21 protein-coding genes are annotated in these 22614 nt (G+C 43.5%); 8 read left to right on the plus strand and 13 right to left on the minus strand.

Features of this window, described 5'->3' with window-relative positions; all coding sequences use genetic code 11:
- Nucleotides 1-95 precede the first annotated feature (95 nt).
- The 3 genes from QL982_RS05615 to QL982_RS05625 are packed head-to-tail and all read right to left on the minus strand — an operon-like array spanning nt 96 to nt 3670.
- Complete coding sequence (locus QL982_RS05615) at nt 96-2138, minus strand: TRAP transporter permease (protein ID WP_290165888.1); 2043 nt, start codon at nt 2136-2138, stop codon at nt 96-98.
- Complete coding sequence (locus tag QL982_RS05620; RefSeq protein ID WP_290165886.1) at nt 2110-2673, minus strand: DUF1850 domain-containing protein; 564 nt, start codon at nt 2671-2673, stop codon at nt 2110-2112. Before QL982_RS05620 ends, QL982_RS05615 begins: the two co-directional genes overlap by 29 nt.
- Complete coding sequence (locus tag QL982_RS05625; protein WP_290165884.1) at nt 2651-3670, minus strand: TAXI family TRAP transporter solute-binding subunit; 1020 nt, start codon at nt 3668-3670, stop codon at nt 2651-2653. The genes QL982_RS05620 and QL982_RS05625 overlap by 23 nt, the downstream gene beginning before the upstream one ends.
- Before the next feature lie 793 nt (nt 3671-4463).
- Here QL982_RS05625 and mtnP point away from each other — a divergent pair.
- Nucleotides 4464-5357: an S-methyl-5'-thioadenosine phosphorylase gene (mtnP, locus tag QL982_RS05630; protein ID WP_290164099.1), complete on the plus strand. Its 894-nt coding sequence runs from the start codon at nt 4464-4466 to the stop codon at nt 5355-5357.
- Between the two features lie 161 nt (nt 5358-5518).
- Here the strand turns inward: mtnP and QL982_RS05635 are convergent, their stop codons facing one another.
- The 6 genes from QL982_RS05635 to QL982_RS05660 form a co-directional block, all read right to left on the minus strand.
- Nucleotides 5519-6562, minus strand: coding sequence for a methyltransferase domain-containing protein (locus QL982_RS05635; RefSeq protein ID WP_290164098.1), 1044 nt, complete (start codon nt 6560-6562; stop codon nt 5519-5521).
- 108 nt (nt 6563-6670) lie between these two features.
- Complete coding sequence (locus tag QL982_RS05640; RefSeq protein WP_290164097.1) at nt 6671-7333, minus strand: TIGR04282 family arsenosugar biosynthesis glycosyltransferase; 663 nt, start codon at nt 7331-7333, stop codon at nt 6671-6673.
- Nucleotides 7334-7415: 82 nt separating this feature from the next.
- The gene (locus tag QL982_RS05645) at nt 7416-8129 is read right to left on the minus strand and encodes a TIGR04283 family arsenosugar biosynthesis glycosyltransferase (protein WP_290190211.1); all 714 of its coding nucleotides are present in this window, start codon (nt 8127-8129) and stop codon (nt 7416-7418) included.
- A gap of 45 nt (nt 8130-8174) precedes the next feature.
- A complete protein-coding gene (locus tag QL982_RS05650; RefSeq protein ID WP_290164095.1) occupies nt 8175-8996 on the minus strand; it encodes a DUF547 domain-containing protein in 822 nt (273 codons plus the stop codon).
- Between the two features lie 77 nt (nt 8997-9073).
- The gene (arsS, locus tag QL982_RS05655) at nt 9074-10066 is read right to left on the minus strand and encodes an arsenosugar biosynthesis radical SAM (seleno)protein ArsS (protein ID WP_290164094.1); all 993 of its coding nucleotides are present in this window, start codon (nt 10064-10066) and stop codon (nt 9074-9076) included.
- A gap of 221 nt (nt 10067-10287) precedes the next feature.
- Nucleotides 10288-11478, minus strand: coding sequence for an FAD-dependent oxidoreductase (locus tag QL982_RS05660; RefSeq protein ID WP_290164093.1), 1191 nt, complete (start codon nt 11476-11478; stop codon nt 10288-10290).
- A 339-nt stretch (nt 11479-11817) separates the two neighbouring features.
- Here QL982_RS05660 and QL982_RS05665 point away from each other — a divergent pair, with 339 nt between their 5' ends.
- From QL982_RS05665 to QL982_RS05680, 4 genes are all read left to right on the plus strand, one after another.
- Nucleotides 11818-12774, plus strand: coding sequence for an alpha/beta fold hydrolase (locus QL982_RS05665; RefSeq protein ID WP_290164092.1), 957 nt, complete (start codon nt 11818-11820; stop codon nt 12772-12774).
- A gap of 349 nt (nt 12775-13123) precedes the next feature.
- Nucleotides 13124-13945, plus strand: coding sequence for a 2,3,4,5-tetrahydropyridine-2,6-dicarboxylate N-succinyltransferase (gene dapD / locus QL982_RS05670; protein ID WP_194363938.1), 822 nt, complete (start codon nt 13124-13126; stop codon nt 13943-13945).
- Nucleotides 13946-14169: 224 nt separating this feature from the next.
- Nucleotides 14170-14901 (plus strand): 7-carboxy-7-deazaguanine synthase QueE, encoded by a 732-nt coding sequence (queE, locus tag QL982_RS05675; RefSeq protein WP_290164091.1) that lies wholly within the window; start codon nt 14170-14172, stop codon nt 14899-14901.
- Nucleotides 14902-15204: 303 nt separating this feature from the next.
- Nucleotides 15205-15870, plus strand: a complete 666-nt coding sequence (locus tag QL982_RS05680) for a trimeric intracellular cation channel family protein (protein ID WP_290164090.1) — start codon at nt 15205-15207, stop codon at nt 15868-15870.
- A 62-nt stretch (nt 15871-15932) separates the two neighbouring features.
- On the opposite strand, the gene recJ is transcribed toward QL982_RS05680, so the two are convergent.
- Nucleotides 15933-17777, minus strand: coding sequence for a single-stranded-DNA-specific exonuclease RecJ (gene recJ, locus QL982_RS05685; RefSeq protein WP_290164089.1), 1845 nt, complete (start codon nt 17775-17777; stop codon nt 15933-15935).
- A gap of 353 nt (nt 17778-18130) precedes the next feature.
- Between recJ and QL982_RS05690 the strand changes: the two genes are divergently transcribed.
- Nucleotides 18131-18646, plus strand: coding sequence for a hypothetical protein (locus QL982_RS05690; RefSeq protein ID WP_290164088.1), 516 nt, complete (start codon nt 18131-18133; stop codon nt 18644-18646).
- Nucleotides 18647-18756: 110 nt separating this feature from the next.
- Here the strand turns inward: QL982_RS05690 and QL982_RS05695 are convergent, their stop codons facing one another.
- A complete protein-coding gene (locus QL982_RS05695) occupies nt 18757-19071 on the minus strand; it encodes a hypothetical protein (RefSeq protein ID WP_290164087.1) in 315 nt (104 codons plus the stop codon).
- A gap of 362 nt (nt 19072-19433) precedes the next feature.
- On the opposite strand from QL982_RS05695, the gene QL982_RS05700 reads away from it, so the two are divergent.
- Together QL982_RS05700 and QL982_RS05705 are read left to right on the plus strand one after the other, a co-directional pair.
- On the plus strand, nt 19434-19823 hold the full coding sequence (locus QL982_RS05700) for a hypothetical protein (protein WP_290164086.1): 390 nt from the start codon (nt 19434-19436) through the stop codon (nt 19821-19823).
- Nucleotides 19824-19915: 92 nt separating this feature from the next.
- Entirely contained in the window at nt 19916-20410 is a 495-nt protein-coding gene (locus QL982_RS05705; protein ID WP_290164085.1) for a hypothetical protein, read from the plus strand.
- A 289-nt stretch (nt 20411-20699) separates the two neighbouring features.
- Here QL982_RS05705 and QL982_RS05710 read toward each other — a convergent pair whose 3' ends face one another.
- Complete coding sequence (locus tag QL982_RS05710) at nt 20700-21083, minus strand: hypothetical protein (RefSeq protein ID WP_290164084.1); 384 nt, start codon at nt 21081-21083, stop codon at nt 20700-20702.
- 275 nt (nt 21084-21358) lie between these two features.
- The gene (locus QL982_RS05715; RefSeq protein WP_290164083.1) at nt 21359-22414 is read right to left on the minus strand and encodes a histidinol-phosphate transaminase; all 1056 of its coding nucleotides are present in this window, start codon (nt 22412-22414) and stop codon (nt 21359-21361) included.
- Nucleotides 22415-22614: the final 200 nt, after the last annotated feature.

The following is a 22614-nucleotide window of genomic DNA, read 5'->3' on the forward strand; positions in this document are numbered from 1 at the left end:
CAATAATATTATGAATTAAAAAGGGTGAATAACAGATTTGTTATTCACCCTTTTTTTTAGCTTTATTAGATTTACGAATGATTAAACCCAACGTTTTAAACGGTTAAAGTTGGCGTCGGCTTTCCAGCTGTTTTTATATTGAATGCAGCAATACCAATGACAATGACGCCGCCTGCGATACCCGTGGTAATCTCAGGATAAATCAACAACAATGCGCCAACAACCAAAATGACACGGGTGAGTGTATTCATTCCGCCTCTAAAATAGCCTTCAAGCGCAGCGCTTAAGGCGATTACACCAGTGATTGACGTGACTACCACGGTGATGATATCTAAAATAGGAGGCAGTGGGAAATCTTTCGCCGTGACGGCCAGACCTGTTGGATCTATCATTAGCATCGTTGGATTATAGATAAACATAAATGGCACGATAAATCCAGCCAGTGCCAGCTTCAAGGATAAGAAACCTGTCTTCATCGGATCACCGCCCGAAATACCTGCACCAGCAAAGGCTGCCAGACACACAGGCGGTGTAATATTGGCAAAGATACCAAAATAGAAAACAAACATATGCGCTGATAAAATTGGAATATCAAAGCCAGCCAACGCAGGAGCCGCCATCGTTGCTGTAATGATATAGGCAGGAATAGACGGTAGACCCATGCCTAAAACCATCGACGCTAGCATGGTTAAGATGAGCGTAAAGAATAATGAGCCTGCACCTAACGTGACAATAGAGGACGTCATCACCGTACCAAAGCTGGTCAAACTCACGACCCCAATGATAATACCGACAACCGCACAAGCAGCCATGACCGCTAGCGACTGGCGCGCACCATCTTCTAGTGCGCCTAAGATATCAGACAACCCCATGCGAGTCTCAGCACGAAGCATACTGATCACAACGGTAAAGCCAATGGTATAAGCCGCTGCATAGCCGACAGGGACATTTTTGATTAATAAGAAAACCAAAAAGACAATCGGTAATAGCATATGACCACGGGCTTTTAATACTTCTTTTACCGCTGGCAAGTTCTCTTTAGCAATACCTTTTAGATCACGGCGTCCAGCACGGAAATGCACCTGTGCAATCACACCAAGATAGTACAAAATCGCGGGCAATAATGCGGCCAACGCAATCGTGCTATATGGCAGCCCTGTCGTCTCCGCCATAATGAACGCACTGGCGCCCATAATTGGCGGTAATATCTGCCCGCCAACAGAAGCACTCGCCTCAACGGCACCCGCAAAATCTTTATGATAGCCGACCTTTTTCATCAACGGAATGGTGAAGGCACCCGTACTGACCACGTTTGATAACGCAGAGCCATTGATACTGCCCATAAAGCCACTAGAGATGACCGCTACTTTTGCAGGGCCACCTTTTTTGTGACCTGCGATGGCCAATGCCAAATCATTGAATAGCTGCCCCATTCCTGAGCGTGCTAAAAATGCACCAAAGAGAATGAACAAGAAAATAAACGTGACTGATGCACCAATCGCAACAGAATATAAGCCTTCCGTTTTTAGAAATAATTGACCAAAAATATCGCCCATATCGTAAGGGCGAGTCAATAATCTATCGGGCATAAAGTCCAAATGACTGACAAACGGATAGGCCAAAAATATCCCTGCCAATATCGGTAAAATCCAACCAGTGATACGGCGGCTGCCTTCTAATACGCAGACCACGGTAATAAGCGAAAATATCACATCAACCTGATTTGCCATGCCACCGCGTGAAGTCACAATATCTTGGTACTCATAAATCAGATAGCCCATGCCAGATAACGACAGCGCAAACCAAATCCAGTCATACCATGCCACATTTTTTCGGCTACTTTTTTTGCTAGCAGGGAAAATCAAGAATATTAATGCAAAACCAACGCCTACATGCACAGAGCGCTGTAGCAATGCTGGCATCGGGTTAAAGGTAATATAAAGGTGAAATAGCGAATAGAGTATACAAATACCAGCGATAAGATATTTTACTGGTCCTTGGGTAGTATGACGCGTGATTGACTCTCGGTCATATTTTTCCAATACTGCTTTGTTGATTGCCGCAGCTTCAGCGTCGGTATCAACATGAGCGTCTGGCTTGGTAGTTACGCTACCGTGATCCGTCACTTGGGATGTCATGACAAAAGTCCTTTTTGAATCTATCAATTAAACCATACGTCTTAGGCATGATTATTACTTCAGAATAGTCTGGCACCCACTGGTGAATCAAGAAACGATGACCACCGTAATCAATTTCACCTTTGGTCAATCTGGATATGACCCAGTTAAGTTGAGGCAGTTTTTCGTCAATTTGATAACCCAGATAGCCAGGTTTTTGTATAGGAGCAAGCTTTTCGGTTGAGGGAGTGCCCGCACCGAAAGCTTCAAAATAGGTTGTGGTCAGTAGCAGCTCAGCGGCTTCTGTACTGCTGCCGTCTATGCGTTGGTATTGCTCTTCCCACCACTGCTTTTCTACAGAATGTATCCAACGCAGCTGAAAATCGGGCTCAACGAAATAACAAACCTTGTCCTCAGCACCCTCTACGCCTGTGACTCGCACTTCGACGACAGGCTGAAGCGCAAAACCCATCCATAGCGTACAAAAAACCAGCGCGGCAATGAGTGCTGCGCCAGTCGATAACCCTAATAAATTATTTGGCTGCTTGTTCGTCATAGTATTTTTTAGCGCCCGGGTGAATTGGGGCGACCATACCTTCACGAGCCGTTTCTAAGCTAATATCGTTGGCGGCTTGGTGAGCGGTTTTTAGGCCATCTAGATTTTCAAACAGTGTTTTGGTCAACTTGTAACCGTCAGACTCAGACAAGTCAGAACTAACCAATAAAGCATTCATGATGGCTGCGGTTGGAATGGCCACTTCGTTACCATACGTGCCAGCAGGAATCTCAAAGGTCTTGAAGTAAGGCTTGGTCGCAATGATTTCTTTTAGCTTATCCTGATCAATGGTAATCAGTTGTAAATCTAACCCTTGCTCTAGCTCCATCAAAGACGAGTTTGGCAGACCACTACTAAAGAATGCTGCTTCAATTTTACCTGCTTTCATGCCATCAGCCGCTTCAGCAAAGCCCAAATAGTCAACGGTGACATCATCATACGTCATCCCAAACCCTTCGAGTAAGGTTCGAGCATTCACTTCCGTGCCAGAGCCTTGATCGCCTACAGCGATGCGCTTGCCTCTTAAGTCTTCAATGTTTTTGATGCCAGATTTTTTTGACGTTACGATTTGCACGACATTGGGGTATAGGACAGCAATCTGTTGAATGTTGGTGATTGGCTTGTCAAAGTTGTTTTTGCCTTCGACGGCATCCGTGACCACGTCACTGAGCGCCAATACCATGTCGACTTTGCCTTGGGTCAGTAGATTGACGTTTTCGACTGATGCGCCTGTGGTTTGTGTCTTTGAGTTTACGCCAAAGGTTTTGACATAGACTTCAGACAATGAGGTACCGATGATGTTATAAGGGCCAGACGCGCCGCCAGTGGCGATGGTCAAAAACTTGGTATCAAGCGTATCAGCAGCTGCCGTATCCGTTGTAGCACTATCTGCTGCACTGTCGCTACTCTCTGAGCTCGGAGATGAGCAGGCCGTTAGGCCGAGCGTAGCGCTTAGCATCGCTGACAAAAGTAATGGAGATTTTACAGAATTAAGCATTGAATTCATCCTTGAAGTAATCGATTTAATACATCTAATGACATTAGTGTCTATACACTAATACGTTACAGATGAGTAATAATATAGCAATTTTGACAATAAATAAACCGACGCCAATTTTCTCTCGTGCTTTCAACACCTTATGTTTGAAGCGGTTTGAGAAAAGCCGACGGTTTTGTTAGCCAATCAGCAGATATAATGTTTTGCCATGCGGAACAAAGTTTCATTTATCAAATATTAAAACAAAATTTAGTGCTAATGTAAACCTTTATCACCCTCTACAGAAATGTCACTTGCTTGCGATATGCGCTAAAAAGCATTCATAAGAAGTAATTAGGGTCTGTTGAACATTCAAATATGGTGCTGGCAGTCACTATTTTTTAGACAATGTGCAGTGAAATTTTTGATGCCTAGTCATTCTAGGGTAAATAATTTCGCCATATATTGGCAAAAAAGAGTGCTGCCCTCCACTCGAGCACAGCTCTTGCCTTGCGAACGGGCAAAGCAGTGCTTTGCTCGCTCCGTTCTCAAGGCTGATGCTAAAATTCCCCCAAACGTTGTTGCAAACCTAGCTAAGGTCTCGACATTATCGTCGGTTTGCGCCTAGTTTGGTGTAATTTTAGCAATCAGCAGCCCTAATATTTGAATGTTCAACAGACCCTAATAGTAATTTTCGATTTATAACTATAAGCATAAAAGTTCTGCTATATTTTATCTAACCTGTTTTTTGGTTCAGGATATTACATAGCCCTAGTCTGTGCCTCTTTTTTATCAACCCATTCGGATAGCTCTTATGACAATACCTAACACGGAAGTACTGGCAACGTTATCTGCCGACATTGCGATCATTGGTGGCAGTGGTCTCTATCAAATGTCATCATTGACCAACAAACGCAGTATTACGATACAGACGCCTTACGGCAGCCCTTCTGATGATATTGTCTTGGGTGAATTAGAAGGAGTGACAGTCGCATTTTTGACACGGCATGGTCAAGGCCATAGACTGACCCCATCCGAAGTGCCTTATCGCGCCAATATCTACGCACTAAAAACATTAGGCGTGCGCTACATCGTCTCCGTATCAGCAGTTGGCTCTCTACGAGAATCGCTTAAGCCATTAGATATGGTCGTGCCTGATCAAATGATTGATATGACCAAGCAGCGAGTGAGTACGTTCTTCGGTGAAGGTGCCGTCGCCCATGTATCAATGGCAGACCCACTATGTCCTGCCCTAGCAAATATCTTGACGCGTGCTTATGACAATGCAGATATTATAGAAGGCACCCGTCACCCACAGGCGACTTATGTCTGTATCGAAGGGCCACAGTTCTCAACTCGGGCAGAGTCGGAGTGGTATCGCCAAATGCAGGCAGATATTATCGGTATGACCAATATGCCAGAAGCCAAATTGGCTCGTGAGGCCAGTATTGCCTATGCTACGCTGGCACTGGTGACAGATTTTGATTGTTGGCATCCGACTGAAGAAGCCGTCAGTGCCGACTATGCGATAAAAAACCTCATGAAAAATGCGGACAATGCTCAAAAAGTGATTAAAGAAGCCGTCGCTTTGATTGCCGCTGAGCTGCCTGAGTCAATCGCCCATAATGCCCTCGCGCAAGCATTGGTCACGCCTATAGATGCGATGGATGACCATACCAAGATTAGACTGGCCGCCTTGCTAACGTAATCTTAATACGTACTCTCCATTTTGGACTGACTGCTGCTAATCGGTCTAATTTTAATCGTGCTGTTTCCCATTGAATCAAAAAAGGCCATTATCTAAAATAATGGCCTTTTTTATAATTAAGCATGTATATTTAAATTTATGCTAAATACATTACTTTAATGTTAGCAACAACCACCTGCACCAGATGCCAGCATCATAGGTTGATTAAATGGCATCAGCTCACCGCAACCTGCAAAAATACCGTAATGGCGACTGTCATCACCGATAAACTCAAAATACGGCGCAAAGCGAGATTCTTTTAGCATTCTAAACGTGTTACCACATACTGGGAATACCCGACCAGCTTCGATAGCATGATGTTTATCTAAATCAAAACGATGCGGTGACTGCTCGATAGAGCCTTTATATATCACCGCTTGTCCGTGATCTTCGCAAGCATCCTCAAGTGATTCGATTTTAAATAGACGGTAAGTCGCAGAGAAAAACTGAATATCACCAATTTTGGCCGCCAATGCAGGATCTGTAATCTCAAGCGGACGATCCTCGACCAAACGTACGTCTAAAAACCCTGCATCTCGTGACAAACGGGTAAAATCTTTCCAGTACAATGCGCCGCTCAAACACTCTCCATATAAGACTGGGTCATCGATCAGGTGTTGCGGGATACGGCGATCGGCATAGACGTCAGAAAAATAAAACTCTCCACCAGGTTTCAGTAAGCGCTGCACACTGGCCATAACCGCGGCTTTATCTGGTGATAAATTGATAACGCAGTTTGAGACGATAATATCAAAGCTATCAGCCGCTAGATCTAACTCATCTAGTTTCTCGATATAGCCATGCAAAAATGTCACATTGTCATAACCAAACTTGTCGATGTGATATTGCTGATGCTCTTTGGCGACCGCTAGCTGCTCATCGGTCATATCCACACCGACTACGTGCCCACTCTCACCCACCAATTGCGCTAATGCATAGACATCTCGGCCTGAGCCACTGCCCAAGTCTAAAATTCGGCAGCCCTCAAGCAGTGCTGGACATACCAGACCACAGCCGTAATAACGATTCAATACCTCATCGTGAATATTTGCGAGTAAGGGCTTGAGCCACTCAGGCATATTACTAATATCACAACAAGCCGAAGTCTTTAAATCATCGGTACTCTGTAACTCTTTGCCATAGTAATTTTGTACGACGTCATGCATAACAATATCCTTATTAAATGTACAATCCGGTTAAAACTCTTAGTAAATCATCTTAGAATATACAACTACGTTGGTGAGTTTATTAATCCATTTTTCAATGAAGCGTTATCAGCTATTATCGACCTTAATATTGACGTGAGAATCTAACCAGCCTGACGGCAAATGTACTAGATCTTTAGGCTCATCAATATCATGTAACGGTGGTAACAGTGCCAATGTCCAACCCAAATCCGCCATACGCTGCTGGGTCACAGTGGCCACGCTAGCCGTACTCCAGATAATGTCCGAAAACAGGCTTTCATTAACTTGTCTAAACCCTAACAGTACATAACCACCATCAGTCGCTGGAATCATAACCGCATCGTGTTGATTTAGCTGCTGTACCGCTGTCTGAATACATGCTGACGTAAGACTAGGACAGTCCGTACCAATCAACACAACCTTTTTAAAACGTTGCAATGCTTGCTGACTGGCTATCAACATACGCAAACCCAAATCACCATCGGCCTGAGCAGACCAGCGCAACGAGTTGAGAAAATCAAGCACCTGCCAGCATGGATCTGTTGGTGCTGGACTCACACATAACTCAACGGAAAAACCAGTATCAATAGCCTGATCAATACTATGCAGTAATAGTTGCCTTGCCATACGTGCAGCGCCATCTATACCCAGTGCTGGCTGCAAGCGGGTTTTTGCCTTATTGCGCGCTGGATATTTTGCGAAAAGAATAATGCAGGTATCTTGCGGTCTTGCAGATGAATCATCTGTCACTATAACTGTCTCTCAATTGGTCAAATGCATCAGTACGAGTTTGTTTTCGCTCTTACCTACCATGTTTATAAAATAAACAATCTCACTGCTTATAGTAGCGTTGCTTTAAAACGTCAGGCGATACTCTGCGCCAATAATCAAAGCGTAAATGCCACATCAAAAAAATCGTCCGCCACGTGCCATGCTGCTGCCAACGCCGCGCTGAAGTCGTGACTTTACTTTTTAGACAAGCTGGTCGAGCAATTCGCTTGAGCCGCTTACAGAGTTCGATATCTTCCATCAATGGCTGATCAGGATAGCCATCAATCTGTTCGAATATGGATTTTTTGATAAAAATTGCTTGATCGCCAGTGGCGATACTCATTAAGCGTGAGCGCTGATTTATCATGAACCCGACGATTTTTAACAATGGCTCACAGCTGTCTAAGCGCACATCGAATCGTCCCCAGTCATACTGAGCTATTGCTTGTCGAATGTTACCTGTCGCATCAATTGGCAGCTCGGTATCGGCATGTAAAAATAGCAACACATCACCTGTTGCTAACATAGCGCCCGCATTCATTTGCTGTGCACGCCCTACCGTAGATTCGACAACATGCCAGTCAATGATTGATTGAGCAATCTCTGTACTTTTGAGCAAATTGCTGGCGATAGCAACCGAACCATCCACTGAACCACCATCGACCAATATCACTTGCTGCGGTGCTGGATCGAGACGGACAATATGAGCAATAAGCTCAGGCAAGTTATCTGCTTCATTTAATATCGGAATGATGATGGAGATGGAGATGTTCAATGGATATACCGTCACGTTAATCAGCGAGTAAGATTAAAAACTGGCTTATTTTTTGTTCAAATTCCAGTTGTAATCGGTGTAGCTGATTTTTATCTTGCCTTGTTTGAGATCCGCTGTCTGAGCTTTACTCAATCCTAATGACGAGCTATAACGACCTAAAAAACCTGCTAAATCTTTGGTGCCACGCCAGTTGGTTGCAAAGTCTTCTTTATACCATTTAAAAATTGGTGACACTCTTAGCGTATCGCCTTTGAGAGTGTTGCGACTACTGTCTGCTAAAAACTTAGACGTTGCCTGCTCTAATTGACGGTCTAAACGCTTGCCAGTAAAGGCATCATCTTGCAGTGCTGGGCAACCAATACTGGCACAATTGACCGCAAAGTGAATGCGCGGATCGTTGTAGCGTTTAGAGCCACGAATGAGATTGTGCTCGATATCATCAAGTGAGCGCGTCTTACCGAGTACCGAAACAAACTCTTGCTTCCATGGTGACCCAAACAGTCCGCCGATATCTTTGATAGATTTGACGTTTGGATATTTCGTCAATACCAAATCAACCGTACCAGCGTTATAAACGTTGATTAAAAATGCCAACTGCTCGTTTTTACTCCAACGATTGAACTCTGATTGAGATACCTTGCTCGTCGCTTCCAGATAGCTTGTCAGCTTGCTCTTATCTGCTTTCATGCCAGCATAATTGACGACTGAAGCTTTACCACCGTTGGTCATGGTCACATGCTTATTTAATAAACTATCCCAACTCTGATGATTAAAGTCAGCATGAGCGGCCACGCTTGCTAATAAAATAGTCGTGGCAATCACTGGTTGTGCGAACAACGTTTTCGCTGAAAAATTAAATACCGACATAAGGCTTACTCCGTTTACACTGATTGTTTTTTATCTATGTTTTTTTATCTATGCCAAAAGTACTTATATTAGAACGACTAAGGCGTGTCTACTAACGCTGGTTCTACTGCCTCTTCTTCTAACGCGCCGCCACAACTACTGCCCTGTCCTGCTGTACAGCCATAGCAGTGGTCAGCAATGGCGATGTCATCACCAGAAGGGTTTTGCGTTAACAAATCACTTAGGTGTCGCCGTGACTTGTTTGGGACAGGAATCTCTAACTGCTGATTGAAATCACAATCAAACAGCTCACCCAACCAGTTGACACTAATGGTCGAACGGCACATGACCTCGGCTAAATTAGCAGCCATATAATTAGCTTTGAGCAAATCCATATACGGGTGGAACTGTTTTTTTGCCAATAGCACCGCCCCAAAACGCTGAATCGGCATGTTTGTTAGGGCAAATAGATGGTTAAACTCAATATCAAAGTGTGCTTTTAACTCACGCTTATAATCCGCTTCAAGCTGCTGTTGATTGGGGGGCAGCGTCGCACCTTGTGGGTTGTAGACCAAGTTTAATGTTAAATTTGAATCAGGCTTGCCGTACCCCAACTGATTGAGCTTCTGCAATCCCAATATACTGTCGTCAAACGCGCCTTTACCGCGCTGCTTATCTACATTTTCTAAGGAATAGCAAGGCAAAGAAGCCACCACTTCCACTTGGTTGTCTGCTAAAAACTGAGCCATATCCTCATAACCCTCTTCCATAAGAATGGTCAGGTTACAGCGGTCTATCACTTTGACGCCTAATGCCCGAGCGGCCTTGACCAAATACTTAAAATCCTCGTGCATCTCAGGCGCACCGCCTGTCAAATCAAGCGTATCGATATTTTGTGCTTGCAATACTTCTGGTATCAACTCGACCAATTCACGCGACATCATCTCGGTACGATAAGGGCTGGCAGCCACATGACAATGTACGCAAGACATATTGCATAAATAGCCCATATTCACTTGCAATATGGTCAGTTGACGACGTTTTATCGCTGGAAAATCCGTATGCTCAAGTAACTCAATTGTTGATTTCATAATGGTATAAAACCCTGTTAGCGGTACAACTAAAAAAGGATAGCAACGTAACATTAAAGATTAGAAAACAAAGGTAGCGCATTGCTTTTACTGTTTATTTTTAATATTTACAACGTAAAACCTGATTGCTTACTTTACGGTTTATCTAATCAATCATACCTGATTATGAATACACATTGATGACTAATCAGATGGATTTTATGGTTTATTCCAAATGAGCATTAACCCTTATCAGCCTCTATGAAGCGCTTATCAATGTACTTTTTGAGATGCCATACCCAGCGACCTTGTAGATTTATATTGCCCCAACTACCAATGGCATATTTATCGCCGCACGATAGCAGGTATAGCGTGCGTGACTTTGGCTGATAGCTCTTCATTACGCTATCTTTCAGATAGGCCATTAAATTATCAGCTTCGACAGCACCGCCATGTACGGAGTGAACCCCCGAGTGCGCCACGTATTTATCGATTCGTGTCGCCACATCACCAACCGCAAACACATTAGGATGAGAGACGCTCTGTTGCTTATCGTTCACCGCGACAAACCCATCGCCTTCGGTTTTCAAATCCGTAGAAGCCGTCCATGCCGACCCTATGACGCCAGTCGCAGCGATGACCGCATTGATGGGCAATGATTTATGCGTGGTCAATAATTCTCCATCACGATAATCGGTCGCTCGTTCTCGAATTATCGTAATACCATGTCGATCTAGCTGCTTAATCACCCGCTGTCGAAAGCCCGAATTAAACCCTGACAAGAGATTTTCACCGCATACTAATGTCACCTGATGATTACGATTGATGTTCCGTAGTGCAACTTGAGCTGCCATGACCAACTCTATGGCCGCAGCGCCTGCCCCAATAATAGCCAATTGGTACTTTTCAGATGACTGGGCATCCTTCAAAATCCGCTGCCATTGGGTGATAAATGTTGATAACGGTCGTATGGCAATCACGTCAGTATTAGCATGGGCATTAACAGCGCCAACATCAACATCACTGTCGCTTCTGTGATCATTGTAGCCACGTAACCAACGCATGTCTGTATCTGCGCCCGTATTTAAAGACAAGACATCGTAGTTAAAAACCGTTTGTTCATCGCCAGTCGTAACCACTTTATTTGACGCTGCATTTACTTGCACAAGTGACTGCTGCACGAATCGCACGCCTGCTCGCACACAAAGCGATTTGATATCGATACTGATATCATGCAGCTGATAATGCCCTGCCATCCAACCCGGTAACATGCCAGAATAGATGGTTTGCGGTTGCTCACTAATTAAGTGAATGTCTGCATCGGTCATATCGGTATTCTTTAAACGCGCTGCGCTAAGTCGGCGCAACATGCCAATGTGAGCATGACCTGCCCCTGCCAATAGTAGTGTTTTTTTCGGTAAAAATTTTGTCATAGATGATTTTATCAAGGCAGTTGGTTGTTGTTAGTGTTGATTGATATAAATGACTTTAAAAACTCATTTAAAAGTATCATATAAATAAGACAAATCTGTTGCAGGCGAACAGTAAGAGCGTAAATGGCTTATGTAGCGTCAAAAGTACTTACTGCGCTAGGGCCTGCTCTTATTTTAAAAATAGCGATAAAAACAATAAAATAAGGTGAAATTATTTACCAACGCCCAGTACAATAGAACATTATAGGAGCCGCGTGACAGGTAACTCTGCGTGGCCTATCATCTGAATATAACCATCGAAACCATTAACGAAAATTATAAGTCATCAAGGAACCTTACATGAGTACCAACATCGATACCAGTAACGATCACATTCTGTCTTCTGACAATATTCACTACTTGCATCATGACTTTTTTGAACCAAGTCGCAAAGACATCGACATTAGCGCAACTTTATTGATTGTGCATGGCATGGCAGAGCACAGCGGTCGCTATAGCGATTTTGCACAATTTTTGGCAGACAATGGTATCGCGGTGGCGACTTATGATCATTTGGGTCATGGACAGACCATCAAAACTGAGGCCGATCTCGGGTTTTTTGGTGAAGAGCATCCGGTACAGTCGCTTTTGAAAGACGTGATTGTGATGGCAGATAGCCTAAAAGACCGTCATCCAGACGTCCCGCATTTTGTGATGGGTCACTCGATGGGGTCATTTATTGTGCGTAATGTACTCAAGCATCATGCGCACAATTTCACAGGCGCAATCCTAATGGGTTCTGCAAACGCCAACCCATTGGCCAAGGTTTTATTACCCATCAATAAACTACTGGCCAAAGTGGCACCAAGACAACCGAATACAATATTTGCCAAGGTGATGAATAAAGTCCTCAACAGCCAGCTACCTGATCGCAACTCGTCCTCACCGTTTGCCTGGTTGAGTGCAAACACGGCAAACATTGAAGTCTATGAAGCCGATCCGATGACTGGTTTTGACTTTACTAATAATGGCTTTATGACATTATTTACCTTAATGGATACGGGCTTGAATAAAAACTGGGCTGCTACCATTGCTAAAGACTTCCCGATGCTTTTTATCAGCGGTGAAGATGACCCAATTGGTGAGATGGGTCGCGGTATACGCAAGATTGTCACCCGTCTCAATAAGCGTAATTTTAGTCATGTCGATATTCAGCTATATCCCAATATGCGCCATGAAGTATTGCATGAAAAGGATAAACAGACCGTTTATCAAGATATTTTAGAGTGGATAGAGACCAATACCACCGATGATTAAATCATGATAAATGAGTTGTTTTGAGTGAATATCTTAAAACAGCTCATTCAATACTGTCATAATAAGACCCTCAACGTGTTTGCTAAAAGTGGTCAAATTAGCGACAATACGGCAAGCAAGTTTTTGGCCAAAGTCAGACGTTACAGTGAGTAGCGTTTTAGAACTATTTACCCTTTAGAACTATTTACCCTTTAGAACTATTTACCCTTTAGAACTATTTACCCTTTAGAACTACTTACCCTTTAGAATCAGTCACGTTTTAGAGCAAATAGCACTTTAGGCTAGGTCATATAAGTCTTTAACCATAACATTGAGATCCACCTCCCTGTCATTCATTTTAGGAATTTTTATGTCATTACAACAAACCATCGAACAAGCTTTTGAAAATCGCAACGAATATAGCCCAAGCACTATGCCACAAGACGTTCGTGATGCTGTCGAGCAAGTGCTGGAACAATTAGACAACGGTAGCTTGCGCGTGGCAGAAAAGAAAGACGGCGAATGGGTCGTCAATCAGTGGGCCAAAAAAGCCGTATTATTGTCTTTCCGTCTAAACGATAACTACGTCCAAGCCGCTGGCGAGCATGTGCAGTTTTATGACAAAGTACCAACTAAATTTGCTGATTGGACCGAAGCACAGTTTAAAGAAGCAGGCGTACGTGTGGTACCACCAGCCGTCGCTCGTAAAGGTTCATTCATCGCAGCAGGCGCGGTCTTGATGCCTTCATACGTCAACATCGGCGCATATGTCGATCAAGGCGCGATGGTTGATACGTGGGCGACTGTTGGTTCATGTGCTCAAATCGGTAAAAACGTGCATCTATCAGGCGGCGTTGGTATCGGCGGTGTATTAGAGCCATTGCAAGCAAATCCTACTATCATCGAAGACAATTGCTTCATCGGTGCGCGCTCTGAAATCGTTGAAGGCGTCATCGTCGAAGAAGGATCTGTTATCTCTATGGGTGTGTTCATCGGTCAATCCACGCGCATCTATGATCGCGAAACTGGTGAGATTCATCGTGGCCGTGTACCAGCAGGTTCTGTTGTCGTACCAGGTAGCTTGCCGTCAGAAGATGGCACGCACAGCTTGTACGCTGCTATCATCGTGAAAAAAGTTGATGCGCAAACTCGTGCAAAAACATCAGTAAATGAGCTATTACGCTTAGCCTAAATATTTGGCACGTACCGTTGTTTATTGAATAATATTGTTTTATATGAAGATGCTGGAGGATGACTCCAGCATCTTTTTTGCAGCTTAATATAACGCGTTACGTTATAATCCTCTTTTAGTTTGGCTTTGCACAAACACAAAACCATCCATACAACCCCCTGCCTTTTTATACGATTGATAAGTGCCCAAGCGCTTTATCGACCTCTAACTGTATTTGAAATATTATGAGTGAATCACCATTACGCACCGCCGCCATTCCTGTCACTGACCCTGAAGCAGGGTTGCGTCTGACTGAGATTTTTTATTCCTTACAAGGGGAAGCCATCACCTCAGGCTTACCGACGATATTTGTGCGCCTTACGGGCTGTCCGCTGCGCTGCGTCTATTGTGATACCGAATACGCTTTTACAGGTGGCGAACGCCAATCATTAGAAACCATCATAGCAACCATCAAAGGTTATCCATGCAAGCGTATTTGTCTGACTGGCGGTGAACCATTAGCACAGCCAAATGCCATTGAATTGATGAAACGTTTGCTGAGCGATGGTTACGAGATATCCCTTGAGACCGCAGGCGCGCTCACAGTAGAAAACGTGCCAGCAGCGGTCAGTAAAGTGATGGATCTCAAAACACCCAGCTCAGGCGAAGTCGATAAAAACCTATGGTCAAATCTCGACTATCTCACTCAGCATGACCAAATCAAGTTTGTCATCATGAACCGCGCTGATTACGACTGGGCGAAAGCCAAATTGATCGAGCATAAGCTGAATGAATTGGTCGGTACGGTGTGGTTTTCTCCAATGTTCAATGTCGCAGATGATATCGATGAACAGCTCAGCCCTGAGGTGCCTGTCTTGGCGCGAGAATTGGCGGAATGGATGTTGGCTGATGCCTTGCCTGTTCGTTTTCAATTGCAATTGCACAAAATCATTTGGGCAGATGCCAAGGGTAAATAGCACAAAAAAACGGCTAAATGACGATCTAATAATAGGACATGGTTGGCATTGTCACTTGCGCAATTGCAGGGTCTGTGACGTATTTATGCTTACCGTATTTTGGGATGGATGCCAGTATCAACGAATTTATTATGCTCGTTGTCACCTTTGCAGTACATATGCTAGCGCTCAGGTTCGATTGGCATCTGCCATCTATTCGTTTAGTCGCTTAGTGTTGGTTGGTTGGCTTAGATTGACGGCTTAGAGCAAATATTTGCTTTGTTCATTGTGATTAACCGTACTGAAAAATAGTGAGAATCGCCTATGCTGGCTATCGTATTGGATCCTGCCGTACTGATCACTACTTTTGACCCGCGCTCTTTGATTTTTTGCTTTGATATGATCGGCATTATTGCCTGTAGCATTTCAGGGACGATACTGGCCAAGCACAAGAATTTCGATGTTTTCGGCTGTCTACTAGTGTCTATTGTCACCGCTATTGGCGGCGGTACTGTACGCGATGTGATTTTGGATCGTCATCCCTTATTTTGGATGGTGGATATGAGCTACCTAACCCTCATTACGATTGCGTCGCTGGCCACGCAGATATTTTTTCATCCGAACTCAAGACGAGTCGATAAATTCCTCAAACTATCTGACACCATCGGCCTGTCAGCCTTTACGCTGATAGGTATCAAGGTTGGCGATAGCATGGGGGTTAATGTGCCTGTGGCACTACTACTGGGCGTGATTACCATTGTGGTTGGTGGCATCATTCGCGATATGATTTGCAATGAAATCCCATTGGTACTTCAGCAAGAGATTTATATCACGGCAGCATTGACTGGCGGCATTCTCTACTTTGCGCTAAAAAACCTAGGCGTAGCAGATTGGGTAGCTGACATCTCTACGATGGGTACGATTTTTACTCTGCGTATGCTGGCCATTCGTTACGATTGGCAGTTCCCCACACTAGAGTGGAAATACTGATATCCAATCAAAAAGCGACAAATGCTATAAGTGCTCTCAAACTTAAACGCACTGATATGACCTTAGCCTTGCTCTATCACAGCCAAGTCTTTTATCATCAACTGCAAGCTTTGTTTGCCATTCCATTCATTGATGTCTAGCTGAAACAACAAATGTACTTTTTTGGCACGGTAATCCCACGCGTCATTATCGAAGTTAAAGCAAATTGCCTCAATTGGATACTGAACGTCTGGATAACGCAGTGACAGTTTAAGGTGCTTATCTTTTAACACTTTAAAGCTCAGTACCTCAAAGATACCGTCAAATATTGGCGGCGCAAATCCATGACCCCAGATACTGGCTTCTGCTAAATGCTCAGCAAACCATAAGCTAAAGTCGCTCGCCTGCAAAGGTCCATCGGTGAATTTTTGCTCTGCAAATACCTCGTCATTCATCTCTGCCATGACTTCATCAAAAGCGGCCACAAACCCATCAAAGTTACCGCGCTTGAGGGTCAAACCTGCTGCCATCGCATGACCACCAAAATGACTGATTAAATCGGGATGGCGTTCAGCGACTTGTTCAATCGCGTCACGAACATGCACGCCAGCGATAGAACGTGCAGAGCCTTTAATGGCGCTATCTTCATCAGTCTGCTCAGTATTTGCTGGAGCAAACACGATACTTGGCAGATAGTGGCTTTCTTTTAGGCGACCGGCGACGATGCCGATAACCCCTTGATGCCAGTCGTCTTGATACAGAATAATACTACGAGCGTCTGTACTGCTTGTCTTAAGCGCTGTGGTCTTAGGCGTAGCAATCTCATGGGCAATGATGTCATCGCTAGGGTCATTAACATTAATATTCGCCTCATCGCTATTAGCCTCAGCAGCCAATGTCTGTACGATACTGTCGGCTTGTGCGCGCATCTCGCCTTCTACATGACGACGCGTGCGATTCAGCTGCTCAAGCTCTTGCGCCAAACGCTGTGCCGTACTCCAGTCCTCAGTCAATAAGCACTCGATACCAATGCGCATATTATCCATGCGCCCAGCGGCATTGATACGGGGGCCTAATACAAAACCAAAATCCTGTGCATGGAGCTGCTTAGGATCACGACCCGCTTGCTCCAGCAGCGCCAATATCCCCATACAACAGCGACCTTGACGAATAGCAGACAACCCATGATGCACTAAGATACGGTTGTTCTTATCGAGTATCCCAACATCTGCAATCGTCCCCAGCGCGACCAAATCCAAATATTGACTGACTTGGACGGTAGACTTGCCAGCTTCACGGCGCAATTTTGCCAAGCGCCCAAGCACATAAAACGCCACGCCGACTCCAACCAGTGCTTTACTGGCAAAATCACACGCCAACTGATTGGGATTGACCACCGCTTCCGCAGGTGGCGTCTCTTTGGTCGTGAGATGATGGTCAGTAATAATCACCGTGATACCATCAGCCTGTGCGCGCGCCACGCCTTCATGACTAGAGATACCATTATCAACTGTCACTATCACGTCTGGCGTAAATGTCTCAATACCCAATTCGACAATCTCTGGCGTCAGTCCATAGCCATACTTAAAACGATCGGGCACTAAAAAATCAACGACTGCGCCCATCTTGGTGAGGGCTCGCATCATCAGCGCCGTGCTAGTTGCACCATCACAGTCAAAGTCACCCACGATTAGAATGCGCTGACGCTCATCAATGGCCACATCTAACAGACGCACGGCTTCAGTGACACCGTGCAGTGCCTCGGCAGGTAATAGCTCTGACAAACTGGTCGTAAGCTCATCGGGCTCAGTGATACCTCGTCCCGCATAAAGACGGGCAAGCGTGAATGATTGAGCAGCAAGTGTCTGCAGCGCGGTAGGCAACTCGTCGATGCGAGTGCTGGTATAACGGGGGGTTAAATTTAGCATGAGCGTATTCTACTGGCTTTCACGGAGGGTCACAATGACATTTTATGGCGTCTATGTATACCATTTAGGATTGCAAGGCATCATCAATACTTTTAGTACGCTGGCTGCTTAATTGGCCATTCAATACGGAGGTTTTTATAGCATGCATCGAACACATCCCCGTCTTTATTTACAAAAAGGATGCACAGTGACTGTAATTTCATTCATTTTGCTACAAAGCAATGATTGTATGCCTCTTATAAATCCATAAAATAGATAGCAACTGAGATATTTGTTATTCATTAAAACTATAATTCGATATTTTAGAGTGTTTTGTTCTAATTACTTACTTCAATTACTTATAAGGAACCTTTATGAAAACCACACCAAACGCTGAAAAACTACCAAATACGATAGATCCTAGCTTAGACCTCGAACAAACAAAAAAAGAATGTCAAAAGCTGGTCAAAAAACGCGCTAAGTACTCTGCTGGTGTTGCCATCGTTCCTGTGCCTTTCTTTGATGTCGCTGTGGATGCTGGCATGCTTACCCAGCTATTGCCTGATATCAGTGAGCGCTTTGGTTTAATTGAAGATCGTCAGTCAGCCGTTGATTTAGAGTCACGAGCCGTTCATTGGGGCGCTTTAAAAGACCGTACCGTTGACTTCGCAGGTCTAATGGCAACACGTGGTATCGTGAAAAAGACAGTACAAGGCTTCGGTGGTCGTATCGCTGCCAAGCAAGTGACAAAGTTTATTCCATTGGGTGGTCAAATGGTTGCAGCAACCATGGGTTATATGATTTTCAAAAAAATCGCCAATGACCATATCAATGAATGTTACAAGTTAGCCAAAGACATTCAAACCAAGCAACACGGTAAAAACGTCTAAAAATAGCTATAAAAATAGCTATAAAAATAGAATAAAAACCAGCTTAGACCATTTGTCTTTGCTGGTTTTTTTTCGGCTTAGCAGCGCATATATACGTTTGATTTTCCTATTCAATGACAGCCTTTTTCATAATAAACCTCCAACTCAGAATACTCCATATCGCTAACTATAATGATGTTATCAGCATATAGACGATACTTTCTAAGCATTATTTGTGCTGTTGGTTGCTTACCCAAGTGAATGACACCCTCTTCAAGCCGAACATAGTTATCAAAACTAAATGCATCTCCCATGACTTTTGATCCAGAGCCTTTCCAATGACATTGCTGTATATGATAATCAGACATTACATATATGCTTCTTATAAAAAACAGGCTTGGTATCAAAGCCATTAAGACACATAAGATAAGTAACTTACGATTCATATGACACTCAGCTTATAGTTAAAATATATTGTGACATGGTTATTTGTCGTCGGTGGTTTACTAACGATGGTTGGATAGATTGGTTATAAGGTCTACGCTTATTATCATCCTTACGCATGGCTGGATTAACATAAAAAACAGCTTAATTTTTCTTAAGTAACTGTTGATAGTGTTATTAACGTATTTTGCTGATAATATACGACTTGCTAACAAAGAAGATATGTGTCGACTGGCAAATCTTAAAGTGTGTTGAACATTCACCATGAGTTATTATGCTGATATGGTTGAATAGTCAACATGGCTTAAAGCGTGTCATCAAACATAAACCGCGAAAATTCATAAAAATATTAAAGGAATAACCTGTGAAAAAAATCTTGGCTTCGACAGTAATGCTAGCGACTTTTGCCTTAGCTGGATGTACGACGACAGGCGGCCTGAACAATAGTACAGGTAATGCTATCGGCACTGCAAACGAGATCGGCATGAACGTCTTCAAAGCGGCAATCGATAACCAATGCCGTAGCGAGATTGAAAAACAAAACGCGTGGCGTATTGCAAGCGTTGCCATGACTGAAGCACAACAAGAAGCGGTTCAAAGTAAGGTATGTGGCTGTGTCAGTGAGCAAGCACCGCAGCAAGTCACGATTGTTGAACTGGGTAATGCTGCCTTTGACACTCAGTATCGCACTCAGTTGGTGGCGAGAGTCGTCGCAAAATCTCTACAAAGTTGCTATACCAGCTTTGTTAAATAAGTGATTTATTAATGGCTGATAGATAAGAAAAAGGCTAGGTTATCTATGATAACCTAGCCTTTTTTATTTATAAACTAACGTGGTGAACCACTATGAAACACCTGTTATTCGCTTTAACCATGGCATTGTTTGGGGCAGTTAGTGGTCATGCCCATAGTCAAAGTGACCTGGAAGGAAAACTACGGGCCGATATCAACGCAGAATTTAATAGAAATATCTCAAAATGTGGTATAGAGGTAGATGTCGTTACTGACTTTGGTAAGAAAAAAGAGTTTTGGCGAATCTGTCACTTAGATAACAACAACCGAATTATCAAAATAGAATCTCATAGTGAAGATACTTATTATCAAGAAGCCTATTTTGAAAGAAACGATAGTTTGGTTTATGCTGCAGAGACAGAAAGATATATGCCAAAAAACCACTTTACCCAACAAGTCTGGCATTGCGAGTTTTACATCAGTAATGGAAAACTGGTGACTATGATGTCGCTTGGACATGGCAAAACTGAGAGGGATGACTGGGATCCAAACATTATTTTTGAGATGTATAAAGATCGACTAAATGAGCTGAAAAGAATAAAAAAATAACTATTCAAAACATCTCTCTTAAGCCGGCATGCCCATAGTCAGTTTTGATTCTCATCAGCTATAGAGCGCCTTATTTCTTGAATAAAATTCGTGATCAGCATATATCATCAATTAAATCTAGGGCGTGTCTTCATTTCAAAAATGGTGATAAAAATGAGATAAATTGCCGTCAAACAAGAAAAATAGCGCAGATAATATCGGGATATTAGCCAGCTGTTTGACGATGTTTGGCAAGATTTAGCCATTTTTAGCCCATTTAGAGGACTATCGAGTGAATTGAAGACACGCCCTAGTATTTATCAGCCTCTGTGACAACAGCGTCATTTTTCAACGCGCCAGTGATAGGCAGCAACTGACTACGGCGAAAGTACTTGGAAGAGCTATCAACGATCTTATCTACTTCTTTGATCAAGTCATTGATGACGTCATCATAGACACCATGATACAGCTCTTTTTCGAACGCTGTAAATGGATGCTTACGCGTGGCTGAGCTGACTTCTGTCACTCCTTGCTTAGTATAAAAAATATCGACTCGACCATCACTATTCAACACACAGTTCAATAGACCACCTTCGAGTTCCATCTCTACCCGTTCTGGCATAAAAATATAGTTATCGACATCGATGAGCTTTTTTTCTACTTCTCGTTTAAAAAATGATTTGATATCAAACATAGGTACATCCCTGACTTTATAATTATAAGATATAGATATATGAGCACACCCGATTTTATGGTTATCACCCAGTATTTATCTGGGTGCTTAATGGGTCATGCGTTACTAAGTAATCTTATAAGATAGCATCAGATTATTTAAGGTACGATATGTAAAACTGCGTTTGATGTTGGTAAAAATGTGCTGTTAACTTTAACGCTAATACAGAATCAAAAAAGGAAGCTGCCAATCAGCAACTTCCTTTTTATATTATCGAACCGTCTTACCTAACTTGATTAAACCCAACCCTTTTCACGAAATGATTTGAGCACCTCTACAAATACTGCCATCTCATCAGGTCTGCCAAGCGTCAAGCGATTGAAACCAGTAATAGGCGCAAACTCGCGCCCAACAGCGATGCCATGCTCGCGCATTCTATCGATATAGGTTTGCACATCACCTTTAATCTCATGGAATATAAAGCTGGCTTGTGATGGCAAATAGCGCAGACCAAGCTCATCTAATGTTTGCTCAACCAGCTGACGCGATTGATTGGCCGTGCGTAAGCTCAATGCCAAAAACTTCTCATCATCAAGCGTCGCTAACGCAGCTACGGCACCTGACAAATTGGTATTATCCAGCGAGATAAACGCCTCTAGCGTGGCAATCATTTGCGGGCTCGCAACTGCATAGCCGACACGCATGCCAGCAAGCGCACACAGTTTTGAAAACGTACGGACCACAACAATATTTTCTGAGTACTCTTCTCGTATCCATGCGATACCACTCTCAAAGCTTGGATCTGTCACGTACTCTGAATAGGCCTCATCCAATAAAAAATAATGATGGTCTGGCGCCAGCGCTACCCAGTTTTTTAATGCCTTGGTGTCGGTAATCGTCGATGTTGGATTATTAGGATTACACAGATAAAACAGGCTGATACCATCAAAGTCATCTGCCACTGTTTGCATAGCTTGTAAGTCAAAGGCATAGTTTTCGGGCGTAAGCGCTACTCTTACCACAGGCACGTCGATAGAGGTCGCATATAGCTCAGCATAAGAAAACGTTGGATGCGGCGCAATCACTTGGAATTTTTTGCCTGCTATCAATGCTTTATTTTGTAGCATTTGAATGACAGTACGGATGTTTTCACTAGAGCCACTTCCGAGTGAAATCTGACTCTCTGTCACGCCGTTTATGTCGGCAACTTTGCTAATCAGTGCCGCACGTTGGTCATCTGGATAACGAAAACCGATGTCTAGTGCTTCGATAATGGCTTGCTTGGCAGCATCTGACATGCCCAATGAATTTTCGTTAGAGTTTAACTCTATTAAGGTGTTGGTAAGCACCATAAATAATACGCCTAGATTCTGTCCATTCCAAAAACTTGATGTGCAAGGGTAAGCAGTTGAGCTTAACAAGCGCGGTACTCACACTAGGGCGTGCCCTCAATTCAATCGATAGTTATCTAAATGGGTTAAAAATGGCTAAATTTTGCTAAACGGCGTCAAATAGCTGACTAATATCTCGATATTATCTGCGCTATTTTCCT

This window comes from Psychrobacter sp. 5A.1, from assembly GCF_030407455.1.
Taxonomy (GTDB): Bacteria; Pseudomonadota; Gammaproteobacteria; order Pseudomonadales; family Moraxellaceae; genus Psychrobacter.

Coding starts and splice junctions, on each gene's coding strand:
- dapD (WP_194363938.1), top strand. CDS start 13,124: ATGTCATTACAACAAACCATCGAACAAGCTTTTGAAAATCGCAACGAA.
- QL982_RS05705 (WP_290164085.1), top strand. CDS start 19,916: ATGAAACACCTGTTATTCGCTTTAACCATGGCATTGTTTGGGGCAGTT.
- QL982_RS05710 (WP_290164084.1), bottom strand. CDS start 21,083: ATGTTTGATATCAAATCATTTTTTAAACGAGAAGTAGAAAAAAAGCTC.
- QL982_RS05620 (WP_290165886.1), bottom strand. CDS start 2,673: ATGACGAACAAGCAGCCAAATAATTTATTAGGGTTATCGACTGGCGCA.
- QL982_RS05695 (WP_290164087.1), bottom strand. CDS start 19,071: ATGAATCGTAAGTTACTTATCTTATGTGTCTTAATGGCTTTGATACCA.
- queE (WP_290164091.1), top strand. CDS start 14,170: ATGAGTGAATCACCATTACGCACCGCCGCCATTCCTGTCACTGACCCT.
- QL982_RS05715 (WP_290164083.1), bottom strand. CDS start 22,414: ATGGTGCTTACCAACACCTTAATAGAGTTAAACTCTAACGAAAATTCA.
- arsS (WP_290164094.1), bottom strand. CDS start 10,066: ATGAAATCAACAATTGAGTTACTTGAGCATACGGATTTTCCAGCGATA.
- QL982_RS05690 (WP_290164088.1), top strand. CDS start 18,131: ATGAAAACCACACCAAACGCTGAAAAACTACCAAATACGATAGATCCT.
- QL982_RS05680 (WP_290164090.1), top strand. CDS start 15,205: ATGCTGGCTATCGTATTGGATCCTGCCGTACTGATCACTACTTTTGAC.
- QL982_RS05665 (WP_290164092.1), top strand. CDS start 11,818: ATGAGTACCAACATCGATACCAGTAACGATCACATTCTGTCTTCTGAC.
- QL982_RS05615 (WP_290165888.1), bottom strand. CDS start 2,138: ATGACATCCCAAGTGACGGATCACGGTAGCGTAACTACCAAGCCAGAC.
- recJ (WP_290164089.1), bottom strand. CDS start 17,777: ATGCTAAATTTAACCCCCCGTTATACCAGCACTCGCATCGACGAGTTG.
- QL982_RS05660 (WP_290164093.1), bottom strand. CDS start 11,478: ATGACAAAATTTTTACCGAAAAAAACACTACTATTGGCAGGGGCAGGT.
- QL982_RS05650 (WP_290164095.1), bottom strand. CDS start 8,996: ATGTCGGTATTTAATTTTTCAGCGAAAACGTTGTTCGCACAACCAGTG.
- mtnP (WP_290164099.1), top strand. CDS start 4,464: ATGACAATACCTAACACGGAAGTACTGGCAACGTTATCTGCCGACATT.
- QL982_RS05625 (WP_290165884.1), bottom strand. CDS start 3,670: ATGCTTAATTCTGTAAAATCTCCATTACTTTTGTCAGCGATGCTAAGC.
- QL982_RS05635 (WP_290164098.1), bottom strand. CDS start 6,562: ATGCATGACGTCGTACAAAATTACTATGGCAAAGAGTTACAGAGTACC.